The organism is Mycoplana sp. ABR4_002 (assembly GCF_056159645.1).
In genome coordinates, this window is record NZ_JBSWVO010000001.1 from 3,041,434 (window position 1) to 3,060,728 (window position 19,295).

At 65.4% G+C, this 19,295-nt stretch carries 17 protein-coding genes; 10 read left to right on the forward strand and 7 right to left on the reverse strand.

Annotation, left to right across the window (positions count from 1 at the left end):
- Positions 1-119: 119 nt before the first annotated feature.
- Positions 120-1,082 carry a DMT family transporter gene (locus ACXAGF_RS14560; RefSeq protein WP_475018110.1) on the forward strand — a complete coding sequence of 321 codons (963 nt, stop codon included), beginning with the start codon at positions 120-122 and terminating at the stop codon, positions 1,080-1,082.
- A gap of 20 nt (positions 1,083-1,102) precedes the next feature.
- Here ACXAGF_RS14560 and ACXAGF_RS14565 read toward each other — a convergent pair whose 3' ends face one another.
- Positions 1,103-1,753 carry a TetR family transcriptional regulator C-terminal domain-containing protein gene (locus tag ACXAGF_RS14565; RefSeq protein ID WP_475018111.1) on the reverse strand — a complete coding sequence of 217 codons (651 nt, stop codon included), beginning with the start codon at positions 1,751-1,753 and terminating at the stop codon, positions 1,103-1,105.
- 275 nt (positions 1,754-2,028) lie between these two features.
- On the opposite strand from ACXAGF_RS14565, the gene ACXAGF_RS14570 reads away from it, so the two are divergent.
- Together ACXAGF_RS14570 and hydA are read left to right on the forward strand one after the other, a co-directional pair.
- Positions 2,029-3,279: a Zn-dependent hydrolase gene (locus tag ACXAGF_RS14570; RefSeq protein ID WP_475018112.1), complete on the forward strand. Its 1,251-nt coding sequence runs from the start codon at positions 2,029-2,031 to the stop codon at positions 3,277-3,279.
- An 82-nt stretch (positions 3,280-3,361) separates the two neighbouring features.
- Positions 3,362-4,816, forward strand: coding sequence for a dihydropyrimidinase (hydA, locus tag ACXAGF_RS14575; protein WP_475018113.1), 1,455 nt, complete (start codon positions 3,362-3,364; stop codon positions 4,814-4,816).
- 89 nt (positions 4,817-4,905) lie between these two features.
- Here the strand turns inward: hydA and ACXAGF_RS14580 are convergent, their stop codons facing one another.
- Positions 4,906-5,313, reverse strand: coding sequence for a cupin domain-containing protein (locus ACXAGF_RS14580; protein ID WP_475018114.1), 408 nt, complete (start codon positions 5,311-5,313; stop codon positions 4,906-4,908).
- 128 nt (positions 5,314-5,441) lie between these two features.
- On the opposite strand from ACXAGF_RS14580, the gene ACXAGF_RS14585 reads away from it, so the two are divergent.
- The 7 genes from ACXAGF_RS14585 to ACXAGF_RS14615 all read left to right on the forward strand — a co-directional run bounded on the left by ACXAGF_RS14585 (position 5,442) and on the right by ACXAGF_RS14615 (position 15,019).
- A complete protein-coding gene (locus ACXAGF_RS14585; protein WP_475018115.1) occupies positions 5,442-6,236 on the forward strand; it encodes an ABC transporter ATP-binding protein in 795 nt (264 codons plus the stop codon).
- Between the two features lie 123 nt (positions 6,237-6,359).
- Complete coding sequence (locus tag ACXAGF_RS14590) at positions 6,360-7,244, forward strand: ABC transporter permease (RefSeq protein ID WP_475018116.1); 885 nt, start codon at positions 6,360-6,362, stop codon at positions 7,242-7,244.
- Positions 7,241-8,110 (forward strand): ABC transporter permease, encoded by an 870-nt coding sequence (locus tag ACXAGF_RS14595; protein WP_475018117.1) that lies wholly within the window; start codon positions 7,241-7,243, stop codon positions 8,108-8,110. Before ACXAGF_RS14590 ends, ACXAGF_RS14595 begins: the two co-directional genes overlap by 4 nt.
- A 27-nt stretch (positions 8,111-8,137) precedes the next feature.
- A complete protein-coding gene (locus tag ACXAGF_RS14600; protein ID WP_475018118.1) occupies positions 8,138-9,130 on the forward strand; it encodes an ABC transporter substrate-binding protein in 993 nt (330 codons plus the stop codon).
- Positions 9,131-9,442: 312 nt separating this feature from the next.
- Positions 9,443-10,639: an efflux RND transporter periplasmic adaptor subunit gene (locus ACXAGF_RS14605; RefSeq protein ID WP_475018119.1), complete on the forward strand. Its 1,197-nt coding sequence runs from the start codon at positions 9,443-9,445 to the stop codon at positions 10,637-10,639.
- Positions 10,640-10,811: 172 nt separating this feature from the next.
- Positions 10,812-14,123: an efflux RND transporter permease subunit gene (locus ACXAGF_RS14610; RefSeq protein ID WP_475018120.1), complete on the forward strand. Its 3,312-nt coding sequence runs from the start codon at positions 10,812-10,814 to the stop codon at positions 14,121-14,123.
- 212 nt (positions 14,124-14,335) lie between these two features.
- The gene (locus ACXAGF_RS14615; RefSeq protein ID WP_475018121.1) at positions 14,336-15,019 is read left to right on the forward strand and encodes a Crp/Fnr family transcriptional regulator; all 684 of its coding nucleotides are present in this window, start codon (positions 14,336-14,338) and stop codon (positions 15,017-15,019) included.
- Positions 15,020-15,041: 22 nt separating this feature from the next.
- Here the strand turns inward: ACXAGF_RS14615 and ACXAGF_RS14620 are convergent, their stop codons facing one another.
- The 5 genes from ACXAGF_RS14620 to ACXAGF_RS14640 all read right to left on the reverse strand — a co-directional run bounded on the left by ACXAGF_RS14620 (position 15,042) and on the right by ACXAGF_RS14640 (position 19,286).
- Positions 15,042-15,812, reverse strand: coding sequence for a GGDEF domain-containing protein (locus ACXAGF_RS14620; protein ID WP_475018122.1), 771 nt, complete (start codon positions 15,810-15,812; stop codon positions 15,042-15,044).
- A gap of 175 nt (positions 15,813-15,987) precedes the next feature.
- On the reverse strand, positions 15,988-16,584 hold the full coding sequence (locus ACXAGF_RS14625; protein WP_475019304.1) for a Urease operon accessory protein: 597 nt from the start codon (positions 16,582-16,584) through the stop codon (positions 15,988-15,990).
- A 34-nt stretch (positions 16,585-16,618) separates the two neighbouring features.
- Positions 16,619-17,590 carry a 2-hydroxyacid dehydrogenase gene (locus ACXAGF_RS14630; RefSeq protein ID WP_475018123.1) on the reverse strand — a complete coding sequence of 324 codons (972 nt, stop codon included), beginning with the start codon at positions 17,588-17,590 and terminating at the stop codon, positions 16,619-16,621.
- Between the two features lie 114 nt (positions 17,591-17,704).
- On the reverse strand, positions 17,705-18,823 hold the full coding sequence (locus ACXAGF_RS14635; protein WP_475018124.1) for a branched-chain amino acid ABC transporter substrate-binding protein: 1,119 nt from the start codon (positions 18,821-18,823) through the stop codon (positions 17,705-17,707).
- Between the two features lie 118 nt (positions 18,824-18,941).
- Positions 18,942-19,286: a DUF6867 family protein gene (locus ACXAGF_RS14640; protein ID WP_475018125.1), complete on the reverse strand. Its 345-nt coding sequence runs from the start codon at positions 19,284-19,286 to the stop codon at positions 18,942-18,944.
- Between the last annotated feature and the right edge of the window lie 9 nt (positions 19,287-19,295).

Genomic DNA, 19,295 nt, shown 5'->3' on the forward strand with positions numbered 1-19,295 from the left:
CGCTGCCGTGCGCTCGGCTTGTCAACCGCAGCCCTGACACGGCCTGGCTTCGCAGCCTGTCGGCCCGGAGCGGCGACGGGATCACACCTGACACCGGCGCTGCGGTCGTGCTAAGGCGGATGCCAGCACCAACCGAGAGCCCCTTTTTGGATCAGCCCACGACACGTAGCGGCACACATGCCGCGTCCCCGGCCGAACCGCGCCGCGAGCGCCTGCTTGGCCACCTTGCGATGCTACTCTTCTCCATCCTGATCGCCGGCTCGTTTTCCTTCGGCGGCATCGCCGCGCGGCACATGGATGCCGCTCCGCTGACGCTGTGGCGTTACCTCCTGACGGTGGTGGTGATGGCGGCCCTTGCCTTCGGGGCTGCCCGCGCCCCGCGCGCCTTGCCCCGTGAGCCGTGGCGGTTCCTGGTCCTGGGCGGGCTGATTGCCTTCTACATGCTGACCATGTTCACGGCGTTGGAGTTCACCGATCCGGTGTCGACGGGCGCGGTCTTCACGCTGATGCCGCTTCTGAGCGCGGGGTTTGCGCTGCTTCTGCTCGGCCAGCATACGCGTCCCGGCGTGATCGTCGCGCTGGTGATCGCCGCCGTCGGCGCGGTCTGGGTGATCTTTCGCGGCAATGTCGCGGCGATCCTGTCCTTCGACGTCGGCCGGGGAGAGCTCATCTTTTTTGCCGGGGTCACCGCCCATGCGGCCTATGTACCGCTGATCCGCCGGTTCGGCCGGGGCGAAAACGCGGCGGCGTTCGGCTTCTGGGTGACGGTCGCCGCGACGCTTTGGCTGATGCCGTTCGGCCTGCGCGAACTCCTGGCTACCGACTTCGCCGCGCTGCCGCCGTCCGTCTACATCGCCGTCGCCTACCTCGCCGTCGTTACCACCGCTGTCACCTTCCTGCTGCTGCAATACGCCTCGATGCGCCTGCCTGCTCCGAAGGTGCTCGGCTACGGCTACCTGACGCCGAGCTTCATCATCCTGCTCGAAGGCGCGCTCGGCCACGGCTGGCCGCCCGCGATGGTCTTCGCCGGGGCGCTGGTCACCGGCTGCGGTCTCCTCGCCATGGCGCGGCTGCCGGATTGATGACGGTCGGTCCCTTTCGTTCAGGCCGGCTGATCGCGCACCTGCAGGCCGCCGATGAACAATTGCTCCAGGAACCGCGCGGCATCCTCGAACCGCCCGTCGCCGGCGTTCTCCTGCCCCAGCACCGCCCGCACCTGCACGTCGAAGTCGGCATAGTGCTGCGTCGTCGACCAGATTGAAAAGATCAGGTGATAGGGGTCGCACGGGGTGATCTTGCCGGCCTTGGCCCAGGCGCGGATCACCGCCGCCTTTTCGTCCACCAGGGCCTTCAGCGGTCCCTTCAGTTCGTCCTCGATGTTCGGCGCGCCCTGCAGCACCTCGTTGGCGAACAGCCGGCTCTCCCGCGGAAAGTCGCGCGCCATTTCCAGCTTGCGACGGATGTAGCTGCGGATCTCGGCGACCGGGTTCCCCTCCGCATCGAATTCGCGCAGCGGATCGAGCCAGGTATCGAGCACCCGGCCGATCAGCGCGCGGTGCATCGCCTCCTTGGTGCGAAAGTAGTAGAGCAGGTTCGGCTTCGACATGCCGGCGACCTCCGCGATCTGGTCGACGGTTGCGCCGCGATAGCCGTGCAACGAGAACACCTCCAGCGCGGCCTCCAGGATCCGCTCTTCCTTCTCCTCCTGGATTCGCGTGCGCCGCTGTGTCCGGGCTGCCCTTGGTAGAACCATCTCGCCTATTAGCCTTCGCGCAAATGGAAAAGTGCCGTCAAAATCACCAGTTTAACCCACTGCCATTTTTCTGGGCGAAGCCCGCGGCATTTCGCTTTTTCGGCTTGAGTGCCGCAATGGAAGCTGTAATGTTTACCAACCGGTCAAATTATCAGCCAGTTGCGGAACAAACGCAACTGCTGTTCAGGGAACGCACAAAAACCAGCGCCCGAGCGACCGGCGGGAACACATAGGCGGTGCTGTCAGGGCCGCCCGACGATTTGGGAGCTAATGTCATGGCCGCACCCGGCGAGAACCTGCGCGTCAATGCCGACCGCCTGTGGGACAGTCTCATGGAGATGGCGAAGATCGGCCCCGGTGTCGCCGGCGGTAACAACCGCCAGACCCTGACCGATGTGGATTCCGAGGGCCGCACCCTGTTCAAGCGCTGGTGCGATGATGCCGGCCTGACGCTCGGCGTCGACAAAATGGGAACGATGTTCGCCACCCGCCCCGGCACCGATCCCGAGGCCCTGCCGGTGTATGTCGGCAGCCACCTGGACACGCAGCCAACCGGCGGCAAGTATGACGGCGTTCTCGGCGTTCTGGCGGGCCTTGAGGTCGTGCGCACCATGAACGACCTCGGCATCAGCACGAAGCACCCGGTCGTCGTGACCAACTGGACCAACGAGGAAGGCGCGCGCTTTGCCCCGCCGATGCTCGCCTCGGGCGTGTTCGCCGGCGTTCATACGCTCGACTTCGCCTATGCTCGCACCGACCCGGAAGGAAAGACCTTCGGCGAGGAGATCAAGCGTATCGGCTGGGTCGGCGACGAGGAGGTGGGCGCGCGCAAGATGCACGCCTATTTCGAGTACCATATCGAGCAGGGGCCGATTCTCGAGGCGGAGAACAAGGAGATCGGCGTCGTCACCCACTGCCAGGGCCTGTGGTGGCTTGAGTTCACGCTCACCGGGCGCGAAGCGCATACCGGCTCGACGCCGATGAATATGCGCGTCAATGCCGGACTGGCGATGGCGCGGATCATGGAGATGGTCCAGGACGTGGCGGTGGAGAACCAGCCTGGCGCGGTCGGCGGCGTCGGCCAGGTGTTCTTCTCCCCCAATTCGCGCAATGTGCTGCCCGGCAAGGTGGTCTTCACCGTGGATATCCGCTCGCCCGACCAGACCAAGCTTGACGGCATGCGCGCCCGCATCGAGGCGGAGGCCCCGAAGATCTGCGAGGCGCTCGGCGTCGGCTGTTCGATCGAGGCGATCGGCCACTTCGCGCCGGTCACCTTCGCACCGCACCTCGTCGCCGCGGTACGCGGCGCCGCCGAGAGGCTCGGCTACAGCCATATGGACATCATCTCCGGCGCCGGTCACGACGCCTGCTGGGCGGCCAAGGTGGCGCCCGCCACGATGATCATGTGCCCCTGCGTCGGTGGCCTGTCGCACAACGAGGCGGAGGACATTTCCAAGGAATGGGCCTCTGCCGGCGCCGACGTGCTGTTCCACGCGGTGCTCGAGACGGCAGAGATCGTGAAGTGAGTTCGGACGGGCGGCGCCAAGGTGCCGCCCTTTCTTGTGGCGGCCTTGCGCCGCCATTGCACAGTTGCGAGGGTCGATTCAAATGAGCACAGTCATTAAGGGCGGCACGATCGTCACCGCCGACCTCACCTACAAGGCGGACGTCAAGATCGACGGCGGCAAGATCATCGAGATCGGGCCGAACCTTTCCGGCGACGAGATGCTGGACGCAGCCGGCTGCTACGTGATGCCGGGCGGCATCGACCCGCATACTCACCTCGAAATGCCCTTCATGGGCACCTACTCGACCGACGATTTCGAAAGCGGCACGCGCGCGGCCCTGGCCGGCGGAACGACGATGGTGGTTGACTTTGCCCTGCCCTCGCCCGGCCAGTCGATGCTCGAAGCGCTGCAGATGTGGGACAACAAGTCGACGCGGGCGAACTGCGACTATTCCTTCCACATGGCGATCACCTGGTGGAGCGAGCAGGTCTTCAACGAGATGGAAACCGTCGTCAAAGAACGGGGCATCAACACCTTCAAGCACTTCATGGCCTATAAGGGCGCACTGATGGTGGATGACGACGAGATGTTCTCCTCCTTCCAGCGCTGCGCAGCGCTGGGTGCGCTGCCGCTCGTCCATGCCGAGAACGGCGACGTCGTGGCGCAGATGCAGGCCAAACTGTTGGCCGATGGCAACAACGGGCCCGAGGCGCACGCCTATTCGCGCCCGGCGGAGGTCGAGGGCGAGGCGACCAACCGGGCGATCATGATCGCCGACATGGCGGGCTGTCCGGTCTACATCGTTCACACCTCCTGCGAGCAGGCGCACGAGGCGATCCGCCGCGCCCGCGCCAAGGGCATGCGGGTCTATGGCGAGCCGCTGATCCAGCACCTGACGCTCGACGAGAGCGAATACTTCAACAAGGACTGGGACCACGCCGCGCGCCGGGTGATGTCACCGCCGTTCCGCAACAAGCAGCACCAGGATTCGCTCTGGGCCGGGCTTGCCTCCGGTTCGCTGCAGGTGGTCGCCACCGACCACTGCGCCTTTACCACCGAACAGAAGCGCTCCGGGCTCGGCGACTTCACCAAGATCCCGAATGGCACGGGCGGTCTCGAGGACCGCATGCCGATGCTGTGGACGCATGGCGTCAACACCGGCCGCATCACCATGAACGAGTTCGTGGCGGTCACCTCGACCAACATCGCCAAGATCCTCAACATCTATCCGAAGAAGGGCGCGATCCTGGTCGGCGCCGATGCCGACATCGTCGTCTGGGACCCGAAACGCAAGAAGACGATCACCGCCAAGACGCAGCAATCGGCGATCGACTATAACGTCTTCGAGGGTAAGGACGTGGTTGGCCTGCCGCGCTTCACGCTTAGCCGCGGCGTCGTCGCGATCGAGGAGGCGACGGTCAAGACCCGTCAGGGTCACGGCGAGTTCGTTCGCCGCGATCCCTTCCCGGCCGTCTCGACCGCGCTGACGACCTGGAAGGAGGTCACCGCGCCACGCAAGGTGCAACGCAGCGGCATTCCGGCGAGCGGGGTTTGATGCCGGCGCTGCCCGCCCACGACGTCGGGACCCATCGAGGGTGGGAACGGCAGGCACGCGGCACTACCGCGGGCACGGCCCTTCTCTCATCAGGGCACCAGCGCGTCCAGTTCCGGCAGCAGCACGACGCTTTCCTGCTCGTTCGGGTCTGTCCGGGCGATGACGGCCGAGCACGGCGCGTCGGACAGGTTTGCCGGCAGGTGCGGCACGCCGGCAGGGATGTAGAACATCTCGCCCGCCCTGACGACGGCATGTTCCTCGAGCCGCTCGCCGTACCAGGTATGCGCCTCGCCGGAGAGCACGAAGATCGCCGTCTCGTGGCTTTCGTGCAGGTGCGCCCTGGCCCGCGCCCCGGGCGGCATCGTCAGGAGATGCATGCAGATGCCGGTCGAGCCGACCGTCTCCCGCGCAATCCCCTCGAAATAGGAAAGCCCCTGTTTGCCGTCATAGGCGCTTCCCGGGCGAACGACGCGGCAGCTTGCCTTGTCACCCCACATCCTCGTCTCTCCCGCAACAACCAAGTGTGAACAGTCCCGTGTCCGATCTGACCATGAAGACAATGCCGATTGCAATGCGCCCGACGGAAATGCAGTCTGTTTCCGGCAGCGTTACCGAGGGCACGACAATGAACAAGAAGACCGCACCCCCCGTCGTTTGCGCGACCGGTCTCGGCCTGACCTTCGAGACCGCGGACGGACCGGTCAACGCGCTGTCGGACGTGAACCTGACCGTCGACAAGGGCGACTTCGTCTCCTTCATCGGCCCCTCGGGCTGCGGCAAGACGACGTTCCTGCGCGTGATCGCCGACCTCGAGAAGCCGACCGCGGGCGCCATCACCGTCAACGGCCTGTCCCCGGAGGAGGCGCGCCACAAGCGGGCCTACGGCTACGTCTTCCAGGCGGCCGCGCTCTACCCGTGGCGCACGATCGAGAAGAACATCGCGCTGCCGCTGGAAATCATGGGCTACTCGACGGCCGAGCAGAAGGAACGCATCGCCCGGACGCTGGAACTGGTCAATCTCTCCGGGTTCGGCCGGAAATACCCCTGGCAGCTTTCGGGCGGCATGCAGCAGCGCGCCTCGATCGCCCGCGCCCTCGCCTTCGACGCCGACCTGCTCTTGATGGACGAGCCGTTCGGCGCGCTGGACGAAATCGTGCGCGATCACCTGAACGAGCAGTTGTTGAAGCTCTGGGCGAGGACGAACAAGACGATCTGCTTCGTCACCCATTCGATCCCCGAGGCGGTTTATCTGTCGACCCGGATCGTGGTGATGAGCCCCCGCCCCGGACGTGTCACCGATGTGATCGAGTCACCCCTGCCGAAGGAACGCCCGCTGGACATCCGCGAGACGCCGGAGTTCCTGGAGATTGCCCATCGTGTGCGCGAAGGCCTGCGCGCGGGACACAGCTATGACGCATAGCGCCCGCCCCACTTGCCGCCGCGCGCCTCTCGCCGTCATCGCGGCCCGTTGCGTGTCGGCCGGCAGCGCCGCCCCACCGCTCCACCTCCCAACACGGCCGAGAGCAGGCGAAAGGAGCGAGCCATGACGCAAGCCAGCTTCCTGAAGGACCGCCTGATCCCGGTCACGACCGTGGTGCTGGCGATCGTCGCGGTCTGGTACGTCGCCGCGTTCTTCCTGAACGCACCGTTCGAGCGCGACACCGCCGCACGCGACGGCACCACCATCACCTTTGCGCAATTGCTGCCGAAGACGATGGCCCAGGAGCGTCCGGTCCTGCCGGCGCCGCACCAGGTCGTGACGGAGCTCTGGGATACCACCGCCAACAAGGCCATCACCTCGAAACGCAGCCTCGTCTATCACGCCTGGGTGACCCTGTCGGCCACCCTGCTCGGTTTTGCCATGGGCACCGTGCTCGGCATCCTGCTGGCGGTCGGCATCGTCCACAACCGCGCGGTGGACCGTTCGCTGATGCCCTGGGTCATTGCCAGCCAGACCATCCCGATCCTGGCGATCGCGCCGATGATCATCGTCGTGCTCAATGCCGTCGGCCTGTCCGGCCTGTTGCCGAAGGCGCTGATCTCCACCTATCTCAGCTTCTTCCCGGTTGTCGTCGGCATGGTGAAGGGCTTGCGCAGTCCGGAGGCGATCCAGCTCGATCTGATGCATACCTACAATGCCTCGCCCGCGCAGACCTTCTGGAAGCTGCGCTGGCCGTCGTCGATGCCCTATCTGTTCACCTCTTTGAAGGTGGCGGTGGCGATTTCCCTCGTCGGCGCCATCGTCGGCGAACTGCCGACCGGCGCCGTCGCCGGCCTGGGCGCCCGTCTGCTGGCCGGCTCCTACTACGGCCAGACGGTGCAGATCTGGGCCGCACTGTTCATGGCGGCGGCGGTGGCGGCCCTGCTCGTCATCCTCGTCGGCATCGCCCATTCGGCGGTACTCCGGCGCATGGGAGCCCGCGCATGAACGCCCTGCCGCTGCTTTCCGCCGTCCTGTTCTGGCTCGCTGCCTGGGCGCTCAACGAATGGCTGGTGCGCCAGAAGTTCAATGCCCCTCTGGCGCAGCGCGCCGCCCACCTCGCCGTGCCACTTCTGTTCGGCATCACCATCCTGGTGCTGTGGGAAGGCATCGTCCGCGGCTTCAACATCCCGTCGGTCCTGCTGCCGGCCCCGAGCGCGATCTGGCAGAAGCTGGTAACCTCGCTGCCGATCCTGTGGGCCGATTTCCGGCAAACCTTCCTGAAGTCGGTGATCACCGGCTACGCGCTCGGCTGCGGGCTGGGCTTCCTCGTCGCGATTTTGATCGACCGCTCGCCCTTCCTGCAGAAGGGCCTGCTGCCGCTCGGCAACTTCGTCTCCGCCCTTCCCGTGATCGGCGTCGCCCCGATCATGGTCATGTGGTTTGGCTTCGACTGGCATTCGAAGGTCGCCGTGGTGGTGATCATGACCTTCTTCCCGATGCTGGTGAACACGGTGGCGGGCCTTGCCGCCGCGAGCCACATGGAACGCGACCTGATGCGAACCTACGCCGCCGGCTGGTGGCAGACGCTCGTCAAGCTGCGCCTGCCCGCCGCATGGCCTTTCATCTTCAATGCCCTCAAGATCAACTCCACGCTGGCGCTGATCGGCGCCATCGTCGCCGAGTTCTTCGGAACGCCCATCGTCGGCATGGGCTTCCGGATCTCCACGGAAGTGGGCCGCATGAATGTCGACATGGTCTGGGCCGAGATCGCGGTCGCCGCGCTCGCCGGCTCCGTCTTCTACGGGGTGGTCGCGCTTGTCGAGCGTGCCGTCACCTTCTGGCATCCGTCTGTCCGCGGTGGGCAGGCGTAACAAAGCAAAAACGATGAGGGAACCGACATGAAAAAGACGATTGCATCGCTCCTTATGGCAAGCGCCTTCTCGCTTGCGGCCTTCCAGGCCGAGGCAGCGGACAAGGTGACGCTGCAGCTGAAATGGGTCACCCAGGCCCAGTTCGCCGGCTACTACGTGGCCAAGGACAAGGGCTTCTACGAGGAGGAAGGCCTCGACGTCGAGATCAAGCCGGGCGGCCCGGACATCGCTCCCGCGCAGGTGATCGCCGGCGGCGGTGCCGACGTCATCGTCGACTGGATGCCGTCGGCGCTGGCGACGCGCGAAAAGGGCGTGCCGCTCGTCAACATTGCCCAGCCGTTCAAGAAGTCCGGGATGATGCTGACCTGCCTGAAGGAGTCCGGTGTCCAGGGACCGGAGAATTTCAAGGGCCAGACGCTCGGCGTCTGGTTCTTCGGCAATGAATATCCGTTCCTGTCGTGGATGGCACACCTGAAGATCCCGACCGACGGCGGGCCCGACGGCGTCACTGTGCTGAAGCAGGGCTTCAACGTCGATCCGCTGCTGCAGAAGCAGGCTGCATGCATTTCGACCATGACCTACAACGAATACTGGCAGGTCATCGACGCCGGCATCAAGGAGGACGATCTCGTCACCTTCAAGTATGAGGACCAGGGCGTCGCCACGCTGGAGGACGGCCTGTATGTGCTCGAGGACAAGCTGCAGGACCCGGCCTTCAAGGAAAGGATGGTCAAGTTTGTCCGCGCCTCGATGAAGGGCTGGAAGTGGGCCGAGGAAAACCCGGACGAGGCCGCCGAGATCGTGCTTGAGAACGATGCCACCGGCGCCCAGACGGAAGCGCACCAGAAGCGGATGATGGGCGAGATCGCCAAGCTGACCGCCGGCTCGAACGGCGCACTCGACGAGGCCGACTACAAGCGCACCGTCGCTTCGCTCCTGTCGGGTGGCTCGGATCCGGTCATCTCCAAGGAGCCCGAGGGAGCCTGGACGCACGACGTCACTGACGCCGCGCTGCAATAGGCTGCCATGCTTTGCGGGCGCGCGGCGGAACTTCGCCGCGCCCTTTCCTTCGTGCCATGCCGGGCAAGCCGCGAACTGTTGCTCCGCAACAACGCCCGGGATAGAACAGTGAGGCACCATGCGGTATGGCCCCTTGTAAGGCGACGGGCCGCTCGTTACATAAGGCGCGCAGTTTGGTGCCGGCCGGGCAAGGCCAGCGGATCGCGACCTGTGGTTGCCGTATCCTGCCAATCTGGCTAGGTGCGTATCCGGCAACAACAATAACAACCCCGACGCGCCCTTCGAGTTCGCTTGCATGATGAAGGTTGGTTTATGGCGCATGGACTGAAGTACCTATTCTGCCTTTCCGTGGGCCTATCGGCGCTTGCCGGTACGACCGGCGTCCACGCGGCCGACGGCCAGCCGGGCACTGAGCAGATCCAGAACCTGCCGGCCATCGTCGTCACCACCGCCCGGGAACGCACCATCGTCGACCGTGTCATCGCCACCGGAACAATCCAGCCGGTGGAGGAGGTCTACGTCTCGCCGCTGGTCGACGGCCTCTCGGTCCGCTCGCTCAGCGCCGACGTCGCCGACCGGGTAGAGCAAGGCGAGACGCTGGCGACGCTGAACGACGACGCCCTAATCCTGCAGAAGAGCCAGCTCGAGGCGATGAACGCCAAGGCCGAGGCGGCGCTGGCGCAGATGGAAGCGCAACTGCTCGAAGCCAAGGCGAACGCCGAGGAGGCCGACAAGGCACGGATCCGGGCCGAGACGCTGGTGCAGACCGGCGCGACCTCGCAAGCGGTCTTCGACCAGGCGACGGCGGCGGCCAAGGCCGCGGTGTCGCGCGTCACCTCGGCCGAGCAGGCCATCTCCGTCTCGAACGCCGAGATCAAGGTAATGGACGCGCAGATCGCCGACATCGACCTCAAGCTCGAGCGCACCGCGGTGAAGGCGCCCGTATCGGGCATTGTTTCGGCGCGCGCGGCCAAGATCGGTGCGATTGCCATGGGCGCGAGCGGACCGCTGTTTTCGATCATCCGCGACGGCGAGATCGAGCTGAAGGCCGACGTCGCCGAAAGCGCGATCCTCAAGCTTGCGGTCGGCCAGAAGGCGATGGTCACGCTTGCCGGCGGCGCAGCCCGGCTCTCCGGCCGCATACGCCTGGTGGAGCCGACGCTCAATGACGAGACCCGCCTCGGCCGCGTCTATATCAAGCTCGACGAGCCGGAAAAGGCCCGCGTCGGGATGTTTGCCAGCGCCGAGATCATTGCCGAGGAGAAGCAGGGCGTCGTTCTGCCGCTTTCGGCCGTGACCACCTCCCGCGACGGCACGGTTGCGCGTAAGGTGGAAGACGGCGTCGTCAAGCTCGTGAAAGTGGAGACCGGCATCCAGGACGGGCAGGTAATCGAGATCGTCGGCGGCCTTTCGGCCGGCGATGAGGTCGTGGCCAAGGCCGGCGCCTATGTTCGCGACGGCGACCGGATCCGGCCGGTGAAAGAGGCCGACGCACTCGCGGGAAACTGATCCGGATGCGGCCCTGCCACCTTCGGAGACGCCGGCCGCAAGGGTGCGACAACGGGCCAGCGTAAACGGGTGGCATGGAAGTATCCGGGCACGGCAAGCCCGGCTTTGCACAGAACGGTGGGGCGATCGCACGGCTGAATGATGCGGTCCCCGGGACGAGGACATCTGGAACATGAACTTTTCTGCTTGGTCCATCCGCAATCCGATTGCGCCGTTGCTGGCCTTCTTCCTGCTGATCGTCGTCGGCATGCAGTCCTTCTATTCGCTGCCGATCACGCGCTTTCCCAATATCGACGTGCCGGTGATCGCCGTCACGGTGACCCAGAGCGGTGCGGCGCCGGCCGAACTCGAGCTCCAGGTAACCAAGGAGATCGAGGATGCGGTCGCCGGCATTTCCGGCGTCGACGACATCATGTCGACGGTGACCGATGGCAGCTCGATCACCTCGGTGCTGTTCGAGATCGAGGTACCGACGAACCAGGCGCTGCAGGACGTGAAGGATGCGATCGACCGCGTCCGTTCCGACCTGCCCGCCTCCGTCGACGAGCCCGTGGTGACCAAGATCGACGTCGAGGGACAGGCGATCCAGACGTTCGCCGTGTCCTCTCCGAACATGACGCTCGAGGAATTGTCCTGGTTCGTCGATGACACCGTCAAGCGCGCCCTGCAAGGCCAGCCGGGCGTCGGCAAGGTCGACCGGTTCGGCGGCGCCGACCGCGAGGTGCGGATCGAGCTGAACTCGGACAAGCTGGAATCCTTCGGCATCTCCGCCGCCGACGTCAATCTCCAGCTGCGCAGCATGAACGCCGATGTCGGCTCCGGGCGCGGCCAGATCGCCGGCGCCGAGCAGGCGATCCGGGTGCTTGGCGATGCGCGCTCGGTGGAGAAGCTCGCAGCCACCACGATCGCCCTGCCGAACGGGCGCTTCGTCCGCCTGGCCGAACTTGGCCGGATTTCCGACACCTACGAAGAGCCGCGCTCCTTTTCCCGCTTCAACGGCAACCCAGTGGTGACCTTTGCCGTGTTCCGCTCGAAGGGCGCCAGCGAAGTGACCGTCGCGGAATCCGTCGACAAGGCGCTCTCCAAGGTGCGCGAGCAGAACCCCGGGGTCTCGATCGGCCTCGTCGACGACGCCGTCTATTTCACCTACGGCAACTACGAGGCCGCGCTGCACACGCTGATGGAAGGGGCGATTCTCGCCGTCATCGTCGTGCTGCTGTTCCTGCGCAACTGGCGTGCGACGCTGATCTCGGCCGTGGCGCTGCCGCTGTCGGCAATTCCGACGTTCTACGTCATGGACCTGATGGGCTTTTCGCTCAACCTCGTCAGCTTCCTTGCGATGACGCTTGCCACCGGCATTCTCGTCGACGACGCCATCGTCGAGATCGAGAACATCGCCCGCCACATCAAGATGGGCAAGACTCCCTACCGGGCCGCGATCGAGGCCGCCGATGAGATTGGCCTTGCGGTGATCGCGACGACCTTCACCATCATCGCCGTGTTCGTGCCGGTCTCCTTCATGCCGGGCATCCCCGGCCAGTACTTCATCCAGTTCGGCCTGACGGTTGCCGTCGCCGTGTTCTTCTCGCTCGCCGTCGCCCGCCTGATCACGCCGGTAATGGCGGCCTACCTGATGCGATCCAGCGATGCCGACGGCCATGGCGAGGAGAAGGAGGGCTCGCTGATGCGCGGCTACTCCTGGATCGTGACGGTGACCACCCGGCACTGGTACAGCCGCTATGCCACGCTCGTGGGCGCGATCGCCTTCCTGATCGGCTCGTTGGTCCTGCTTTCGACCGTCCCCGGCAGCTTCATGCCGCCGGAGGATGCCTCGCGCGTCGTTCTCTCCGTCGAGCTGCCGCCGGACGCGATGCTGGACGACACAGACCGCGCCACGTCGGACATCTACCGACGCGTCAAGGACATCGACGGTGTCGAGAGTGTCTTCGTGCTCGGCGGCTCGTCGCCGAAGGGCGATCTGGAACTGCGCCGCGCCTCGGTGACCGTCATCCTGGAGCGGCGCGACCACTCGCTGGTGAACAAGCTCGTCAACGATGTGCTGGGCGGCCTTCCCGTCATCGGTCCGTCCCTGCCCAAGCTGCCGCCGCAGGGTCGCACCACGCCGCAATGGGACATCGAGAAGGAGATCTTCGCAGCCGTCCGCGACATTCCGGACATCCGGATCATCAAGCTCAACGATCGTGCCGAGCGCGACCTGGCGTTCAACCTCCTGTCCAACAGCGAGGCCGATCTCGACAGCACCGTCGCGGTGCTGGAGGCCGAGTTGCGCGCCGATCCACTTCTGTCCAACGTCAGTTCGGAGGGGTCTCTGCCCCGTCCCGAGTTGCAGATCCGGCCACGCGACGAACAGATGGCACGGCTTGGGATCACCACGGCCCAGATCGCCGAGGTGATCCGCGTCGCCACGATCGGTGACATCGATTCCCGCCTCAGCAAGATGTCGCTCGACGGGCGCCTGATCCCGATCCGCGTGCAGCTGGACCGCGACTTCCGCGGCGATCTCGGCGCCATCCGGAACCTCAAGATCGCCACCTCCAGGGGCCGGCTCGTACCGCTGTCCTCGGTGGCCGACATCGACTATTCCCAGGGACCGAGCTCAATCAAGCGGTTCGACCGCAACCGCGTTGTTTCGATCGGCTCCGACCTCAAGCCCGGCGTGGCGCTCGACACCGCAACTGCGCGTTTCAAGGAAATTGCCGACGGCATCGACATGCCGGAAACGGTGCAGTTCCAGGAAAGCGGCGACGCCGAGATCCAGGCGGAGATGGTCCAGAGCTTCGGAAACGCGATGCTGCTCGGCCTGCTGCTGGTGCTGATGGTGTTGATCCTGCTGTTCAAGGACGTGATCCAGCCCTTCACCATCCTGTTCTCGCTGCCGCTCGCCATCGGCGGCGTCGCCGCCGGCCTGATCCTGACCCAGAATGCGCTGTCGATGCCGGTGCTGATCGGCATTTTGATGCTGATGGGCATCGTCACCAAGAACGCGATCCTGCTCGTGGATTTCGCCATCGAGATGATGCACCGCGGCATGGACCGGATCGAGGCGATGGTGGAGGCGGGCCGCAAGCGGGCGCGCCCGATCGTCATGACCTCGATTGCCATGTCGGCGGGCATGCTTCCTTCCGCGCTCGGCGTCGGCGAAGGCGGCACCTTCCGTGCGCCGATGGCGATCGCCGTGATCGGTGGCATCATCGTCTCGACGGTGCTTTCTCTGGTCGTTGTGCCTTCATTCTTCCTGATCATGGACGACCTGTCGCGCCTGCTTGCCCGAATCTTCGGTGGGCTCGTCGGCAAGAAGGACGAGGAAGTGACGGCCCTTGACAACGATGCGCTCACCGAGGCGGCAAACGAGGCTGCCAGGAGCGTCGAAGCCCTCGAGGGTCGCGTTGCGGCGCTGGAACAGCGTGAGGGCGGCAAGAAGCCCTTCAGCGTCGTGCACAATTCTGCCCTGGCGGCGGAATGAGGCTGTCCGTCAATCGACGATGAGGCAAGCCGGGCGCCGATGCGTCCGGCTCCGTCGCGTTGTTTCGCCGCCGACCGTCCGGCGGCATGATTTGACCGAAATCAACAAAGCGGCTGCAAACTCGCCCTATCATTCCCAAATTCGGCAATCCTCCATCGTCAGATACCGGCCTTCGCTCGGCACGATGGCGGAAAGGAGCGGGTGTGAGAGCGATGAACAGACTGATGAGGGCGACGGCATGGGATCGCGAGACGCTGATGCGCCTGCCGCTGCTGTCGGCCCTTGAACTTGAGACCGCGTCGGCCATGCTGAAGCTGGTCACGATCCGTACCATCGGGCCGCGCCAGGTCCTGTTCCGGGAAGGCGACGTTGCCGAAGCGCTCTACTGCGTGCTCAGCGGCTATGTGCGGACTTTCCACCGGCCGCTGCGCGGGCGCGAGGTTGACCTTCTGGTCCATGAGCCCGGAGAACTGGTCGGCGCCAGCGCCTGCCTGCACGGGCAAGTCTATTGCGCCAGCGCACAGGCGACCGACAGCGTCCGGGTGGCGCAGTTCGACCTGCGCCGGGTGCGTGAGCTTGCCGGGCAGAAGCCCGATCTGGCGCTCGCGCTGGCCGCGGTCCTGTCGCGTCAGTTCGCCGGCAGCCTTTCCACGCTTGCGGACGACCGGCTCCATACCGCTCCGCAACGCGTCGCGCACTATCTGCAGAAGCAATGCCCTGAGGGCTCACGCAACGTCAGCTTCCGCCTGCCCTATCAGAAGAACCTGCTTGCCGGCAAACTCGGTCTGGCGCCGGAGGCGCTGTCGCGGGCCTTTGCCCATCTGAAGCAACACGGCGTCATCGTGCACGGCCGGCTGGTGCAGGTCAACGACCCCGACAGGCTGCTACTGGTCTGAGATCGAGGGTGCCGGGTTGCCGCTAGCGCAGGACCTTCGCATGGCCGGAATAGGCATAGACGGCGCGCATGCTGGCGGAGTCCCGCGCGTGGGCAAGCGCGCGCCGCGCGTCTTCCAAGGTCGCCGATCGTGATGCGTTCGCCGTCGCCTGAGCGATGCCCGCCGCCAGCGAGACCGTCAGTTCCTGCCGGCCCACGGAGATCGTGCGGCTTTCCACGGAACGGCGCGCCTGCTCGCACAGCAGCACGCAGTCGTCGTGGCTCTCCCCGGCAACCATGACGACGAAGTCGCAATCGGATGTTCGGGCCACCCGATGCGGCGCATGGAAGGTACGCGACAGTTCCTCCGCCACGATGTCGATAGCCGCACCCGCAAAGGCGGTTCCGTGCCGGCCGGACAGAAACGAGAAATGCTCCACGCTGAAAACGGCGACGAAGCCTTGGAAGGCACCGGTATCCAGCGCCTTGACGATCGTCTCGGCGTCGACCGCGTCGAGTGCCGTTTCGGCCCAGGCCGCCCGCTCCACCCTGGCGCGGACATGGTCCCAGCCCCCGATGCCGAGCATGGCAAGAGCTGCCAGCAGCGCGGCCACGCTGATCGCGATCAGGATCGAAGGCGTCGTGCCCTGGGAAAAGAATGCCGGTTCCGGCATCGGCAGCAACCGGAACGGCGCATGCAGGGCCATCAGGATCAGGTGGATCCCGGTCGTCAGCGCAGCAGCGACGAGAAAACCATAGGGCAGCAGCGTCGACAGGTCAGCCCGCAGGAGGGTCGGGGAACTTCCCCGTACCACTGCCGATGCTCCACCGTGCCGAAACATTACGCTCTCCGCATTTCCTTGCAGTGAACATAACTGGGTGAATTTCACATCGCCCTAATGGGACCTGTAAAAGTCTATACAAACTGCGGATTTGTTCCAGGATGGAACTGAAGCCCCTGCCATCAACCCTTCCTGAGCCAATCAGGCCTCAGGACAAGCGGTGGAGCATTCCGGCAGAGACCAGCCGTTCGGTCCAGGCGCGCTCGGCGGCAAAGGGATGGCCCTCCCAGCCCGCATGACCGAAACCGGCGATCACCACGCGGTCGTCCGCGCAGGCATGGTTCTCGAGCACCTCGGCAACGACGATAAGGCCGGAACTCGGCACGGCGTAAGGCGAGGGCGAGAGAGCCCGCAGTTCGTCATCCAGCGCGTCATGGACCGGCGCCGGAACGATGTGGCAGCGCCGTCCCGTCGCCGCCGCAAAGGTCTGGAAGCCAAGCGTGTAGTCGTCGCAGAAATCGTCCAGTTCAGGATGGCTGCACGCCAGCCCCGGTCGTAGGGCCGCATATCGCGCAGGATCGCGCACGCACCAGAACGCGCTCGCCGCTTGAACCGCCGGATGCAGCTTCCAGTGGCCGCCGCCCAGCATGGCGAGCGCGGGACGACCGGTGTTGCAGACGGCGACGATGTCCGCCGTCTGCCCGCCCCGTCCAAACGAGCGGCAATCATTGAAGCGGATCACGATCTCCGCCGCGTCGATCTGTTTCGCCGCCCCGTCCGGAAGGTCGCCATTGCCGACGATCATGATCGTACGCCCACCCCCCGTCATCCGGCTTCCCTCAGGCGACCCGATCCGGCGGCTCACGCCCCTCGAAGAAGGCGGCGACGTTGTCGACCACCTTCATTCCCATCGCCGTGCGGGTTTCGGCGGTCGCGCTGCCGAGATGGGGAAGCAGCACCACGTTCTCCAGCGAGCGCAGCGCCTCCGGCACCTGCGGCTCGCTGGCGTACACGTCGAGCCCGGCGCCGGCGATCCGCCGTTCGGCCAGGGCCGCCGTCAACGCCGCCTCGTCGACGACGTCGCCCCGCGCGGTGTTGATCAGGAAGGCCGAGGACTTCATTGCCGCGAGGCGGGCCTCATCGATCAGCTTGCTGTTCTCTCCCCCGCCCGGGCAGTGCAGCGAGACGAAATCGGCCGCCGCCAGCACCGCCTCGATGCTGTCGAGCTGGCGTGCCCCGTACCGCGCGGCCTCGGCAGGATCGACGCGCGAGCGGTTGTAGAACACCACGTCCATGTCGAATCCGAAATGGCAACGCCTGGCCATCGCCTTGCCGATCCGGCCGAAGCCGATGATGCCGAGCGTCTTGCCCGTCACTTTGCTCCCGATCATGTGGGTCGGTCGCCAGCCCGTCCAGGCGCCGGACCGAAGCTCCCGCTCGCCCTCGCCGGCGCGGCGGGCCACCGCGAGCAGCAGCGTCATGGCGATGTCGGCGGTGCAATCGGTAAGGACGCCGGGCGTGTTGGTGACCACGATGCCCTGGGCCGCGGCGGCGGCAACGTCGATATGATTGTAGCCGACGCCGTAGTTGCCGAGGATCTTCGCCGTGATCCCGGGGCGGTCGAAGACCGCAGCGGGCAGTCGGTCGGAGACGGTGGGCAGCACGGCATCGTAGCGAGTCAGCGCCTCGCCCAGCGCCGTCTGGTCCAGCGGCCGGTCATCGCGGTTGAAGGATGCGTCGAAGCGTTCTGCCAGCGCGGCCTCTACCGCATCCGGCCACTTCCGGGTTACCAGGATCCGTGCCTTCGCCATTGCGCCCTCCGTTCGTTCCCTCAGTGCAGACATGAAGAGGGCCCGGACGCAAGCGCCGGGCCCCTGTTTTTTTCCGGATCGGGCGGCACTGTACCGCCCGCCCCGCCGGAACGACTACTCGTTCTGGAAGTAGCTGTACTTGCCGTCGTCACCCTTCTTCCAGGTGTACATGACGTAGTCCGGACGGGTGATGTCGCCCTTCTCGTCGAAGCCGAGCTCGCCGATCGCGGTCTGGAACGGGCCCTGCGCCTTGGTCGCCTCGGCCACGGCCTGCGGGTCGTTGCCGCCGGCAGCCTTGGCGGCTTCCGCGATGACCTGCACGGCTGCATAGGCGTAGAGCGTGTAGGCTTCCGGCTCGAAGCCGGCAGCGCGGAACTTCTCGACCAGTTCGACAGCGGCCGGGTTCTTGCGCGGGTCCGGAGCGAAGGTCATCAGCGTGCCATCGACCGCGTCGCCGGCGATCGAGGCCAGCTCGTTCGAGACGATACCGTCGCCCGACATCAGCGTAGCGTTCAGGCCCTGGTCCTTCATCTGGCGCATGATCAGGCCGGCCTCGGTGTGCAGGCCGCCGTAGTAGACGACCGAAACGCCGGCGTCCTTCATCTTGGCGATGAGCGCGGAGAAGTCCTTGTCGCCGGTGTTGATGCCTTCATAGAGGGCTTCGGTGACGCCGGCGGCGTTCATGGACTTCTTGGTCTCGTCAGCCAGACCCTGGCCATACGGGGTCTTGTCGTGGATGACGGCGACCTTGGCGTCCTTGAAGTTGGCAGCGATGAAGGCGCCCGCAACTTCGCCCTGCTGGTCGTCACGACCGCAGGTGCGGAACGTGTTCCACAGGCCGCGCTCAGTGAAGGTCGGGTTGGTGGAGGCCGGCGTGATCTGGAAGATGCCGTTCTCGGCATAGATCTCCGAGGTCGGGATCGACACGCCCGAGTTGAAGTGGCCGACCACGAACTTGACGCCGTCAGCGACGAACTTGTTGGCGACCGAAACGCCCTGCTTCGGATCCGAGACGTCGTCGCCGAGCACGATCTTGATCTGCTCGCCGTTGATGCCGCCGGCCGCATTGATGTCGGCGGCAGCCTGCTCGGCGCCCTTCTGCAGCTGCGCGCCGAAGGCGGCGTTCGGGCCGGTCAGCGGGCCGCCCACGCCGATCAGCAGGTCGGCCCAAGCGTTGCCGCTGAAAGCGACCATCGCAGCAAGTGCAACAGCCGACAGTAGAGACTTCTTCATCTTGTTACTCCCAAGTTTAAGGCAGGCTGGTTTTAACCAGTCGCAATGCCCGCCGTCATTGCGACGGTATCGTTGTTCCACGATCGGCGCCCAACGCGCCGAACGCGGTGTTCCCTCTCTATTTGGCCCGCCAGGAGAAGGGCGAGGCCTTCTCGTAGAGCCAGTAGTAGTTATTGGTCATCTGCAGGGTGCGGTAGTAGCGATAACCGGCCGTAGCAAACAACAAAAGAACCACCGTGTCTACGAAATAGTACTGCAAAGTCAGCATGCTACCATTGAAGAGCGCATGGTGGATAAAGCGAATCGCACCGCCCAGCAGCAGCACGTACAGGACGAGGCGGCGATAGCTCTCCCAGCTTTCCGCCACACTCTTTCCCGTCCGCCAGGCCGTCCATCCGCCCATGATGACGGTGACGAACAGAAACTGCATGAACGACGGTTCCTCGTAGAGAATTCCTTGCATGTCACATAC

Excerpts from the sequence above, each read along its gene's own strand:
- ACXAGF_RS14560 (WP_475018110.1), top strand. The coding sequence starts at position 120 with ATGCCAGCACCAACCGAGAGCCCCTTTTTGGATCAGCCCACGACACGT.
- ACXAGF_RS14565 (WP_475018111.1), bottom strand. The coding sequence starts at position 1,753 with ATGGTTCTACCAAGGGCAGCCCGGACACAGCGGCGCACGCGAATCCAG.
- ACXAGF_RS14570 (WP_475018112.1), top strand. The coding sequence starts at position 2,029 with ATGGCCGCACCCGGCGAGAACCTGCGCGTCAATGCCGACCGCCTGTGG.
- hydA (WP_475018113.1), top strand. The coding sequence starts at position 3,362 with ATGAGCACAGTCATTAAGGGCGGCACGATCGTCACCGCCGACCTCACC.
- ACXAGF_RS14580 (WP_475018114.1), bottom strand. The coding sequence starts at position 5,313 with ATGTGGGGTGACAAGGCAAGCTGCCGCGTCGTTCGCCCGGGAAGCGCC.
- ACXAGF_RS14585 (WP_475018115.1), top strand. The coding sequence starts at position 5,442 with ATGAACAAGAAGACCGCACCCCCCGTCGTTTGCGCGACCGGTCTCGGC.
- ACXAGF_RS14590 (WP_475018116.1), top strand. The coding sequence starts at position 6,360 with ATGACGCAAGCCAGCTTCCTGAAGGACCGCCTGATCCCGGTCACGACC.
- ACXAGF_RS14595 (WP_475018117.1), top strand. The coding sequence starts at position 7,241 with ATGAACGCCCTGCCGCTGCTTTCCGCCGTCCTGTTCTGGCTCGCTGCC.
- ACXAGF_RS14600 (WP_475018118.1), top strand. The coding sequence starts at position 8,138 with ATGAAAAAGACGATTGCATCGCTCCTTATGGCAAGCGCCTTCTCGCTT.
- ACXAGF_RS14605 (WP_475018119.1), top strand. The coding sequence starts at position 9,443 with ATGGCGCATGGACTGAAGTACCTATTCTGCCTTTCCGTGGGCCTATCG.
- ACXAGF_RS14610 (WP_475018120.1), top strand. The coding sequence starts at position 10,812 with ATGAACTTTTCTGCTTGGTCCATCCGCAATCCGATTGCGCCGTTGCTG.
- ACXAGF_RS14615 (WP_475018121.1), top strand. The coding sequence starts at position 14,336 with ATGAACAGACTGATGAGGGCGACGGCATGGGATCGCGAGACGCTGATG.
- ACXAGF_RS14625 (WP_475019304.1), bottom strand. The coding sequence starts at position 16,584 with ATGATCGTCGGCAATGGCGACCTTCCGGACGGGGCGGCGAAACAGATC.
- ACXAGF_RS14630 (WP_475018123.1), bottom strand. The coding sequence starts at position 17,590 with ATGGCGAAGGCACGGATCCTGGTAACCCGGAAGTGGCCGGATGCGGTA.
- ACXAGF_RS14635 (WP_475018124.1), bottom strand. The coding sequence starts at position 18,823 with ATGAAGAAGTCTCTACTGTCGGCTGTTGCACTTGCTGCGATGGTCGCT.
- ACXAGF_RS14640 (WP_475018125.1), bottom strand. The coding sequence starts at position 19,286 with ATGCAAGGAATTCTCTACGAGGAACCGTCGTTCATGCAGTTTCTGTTC.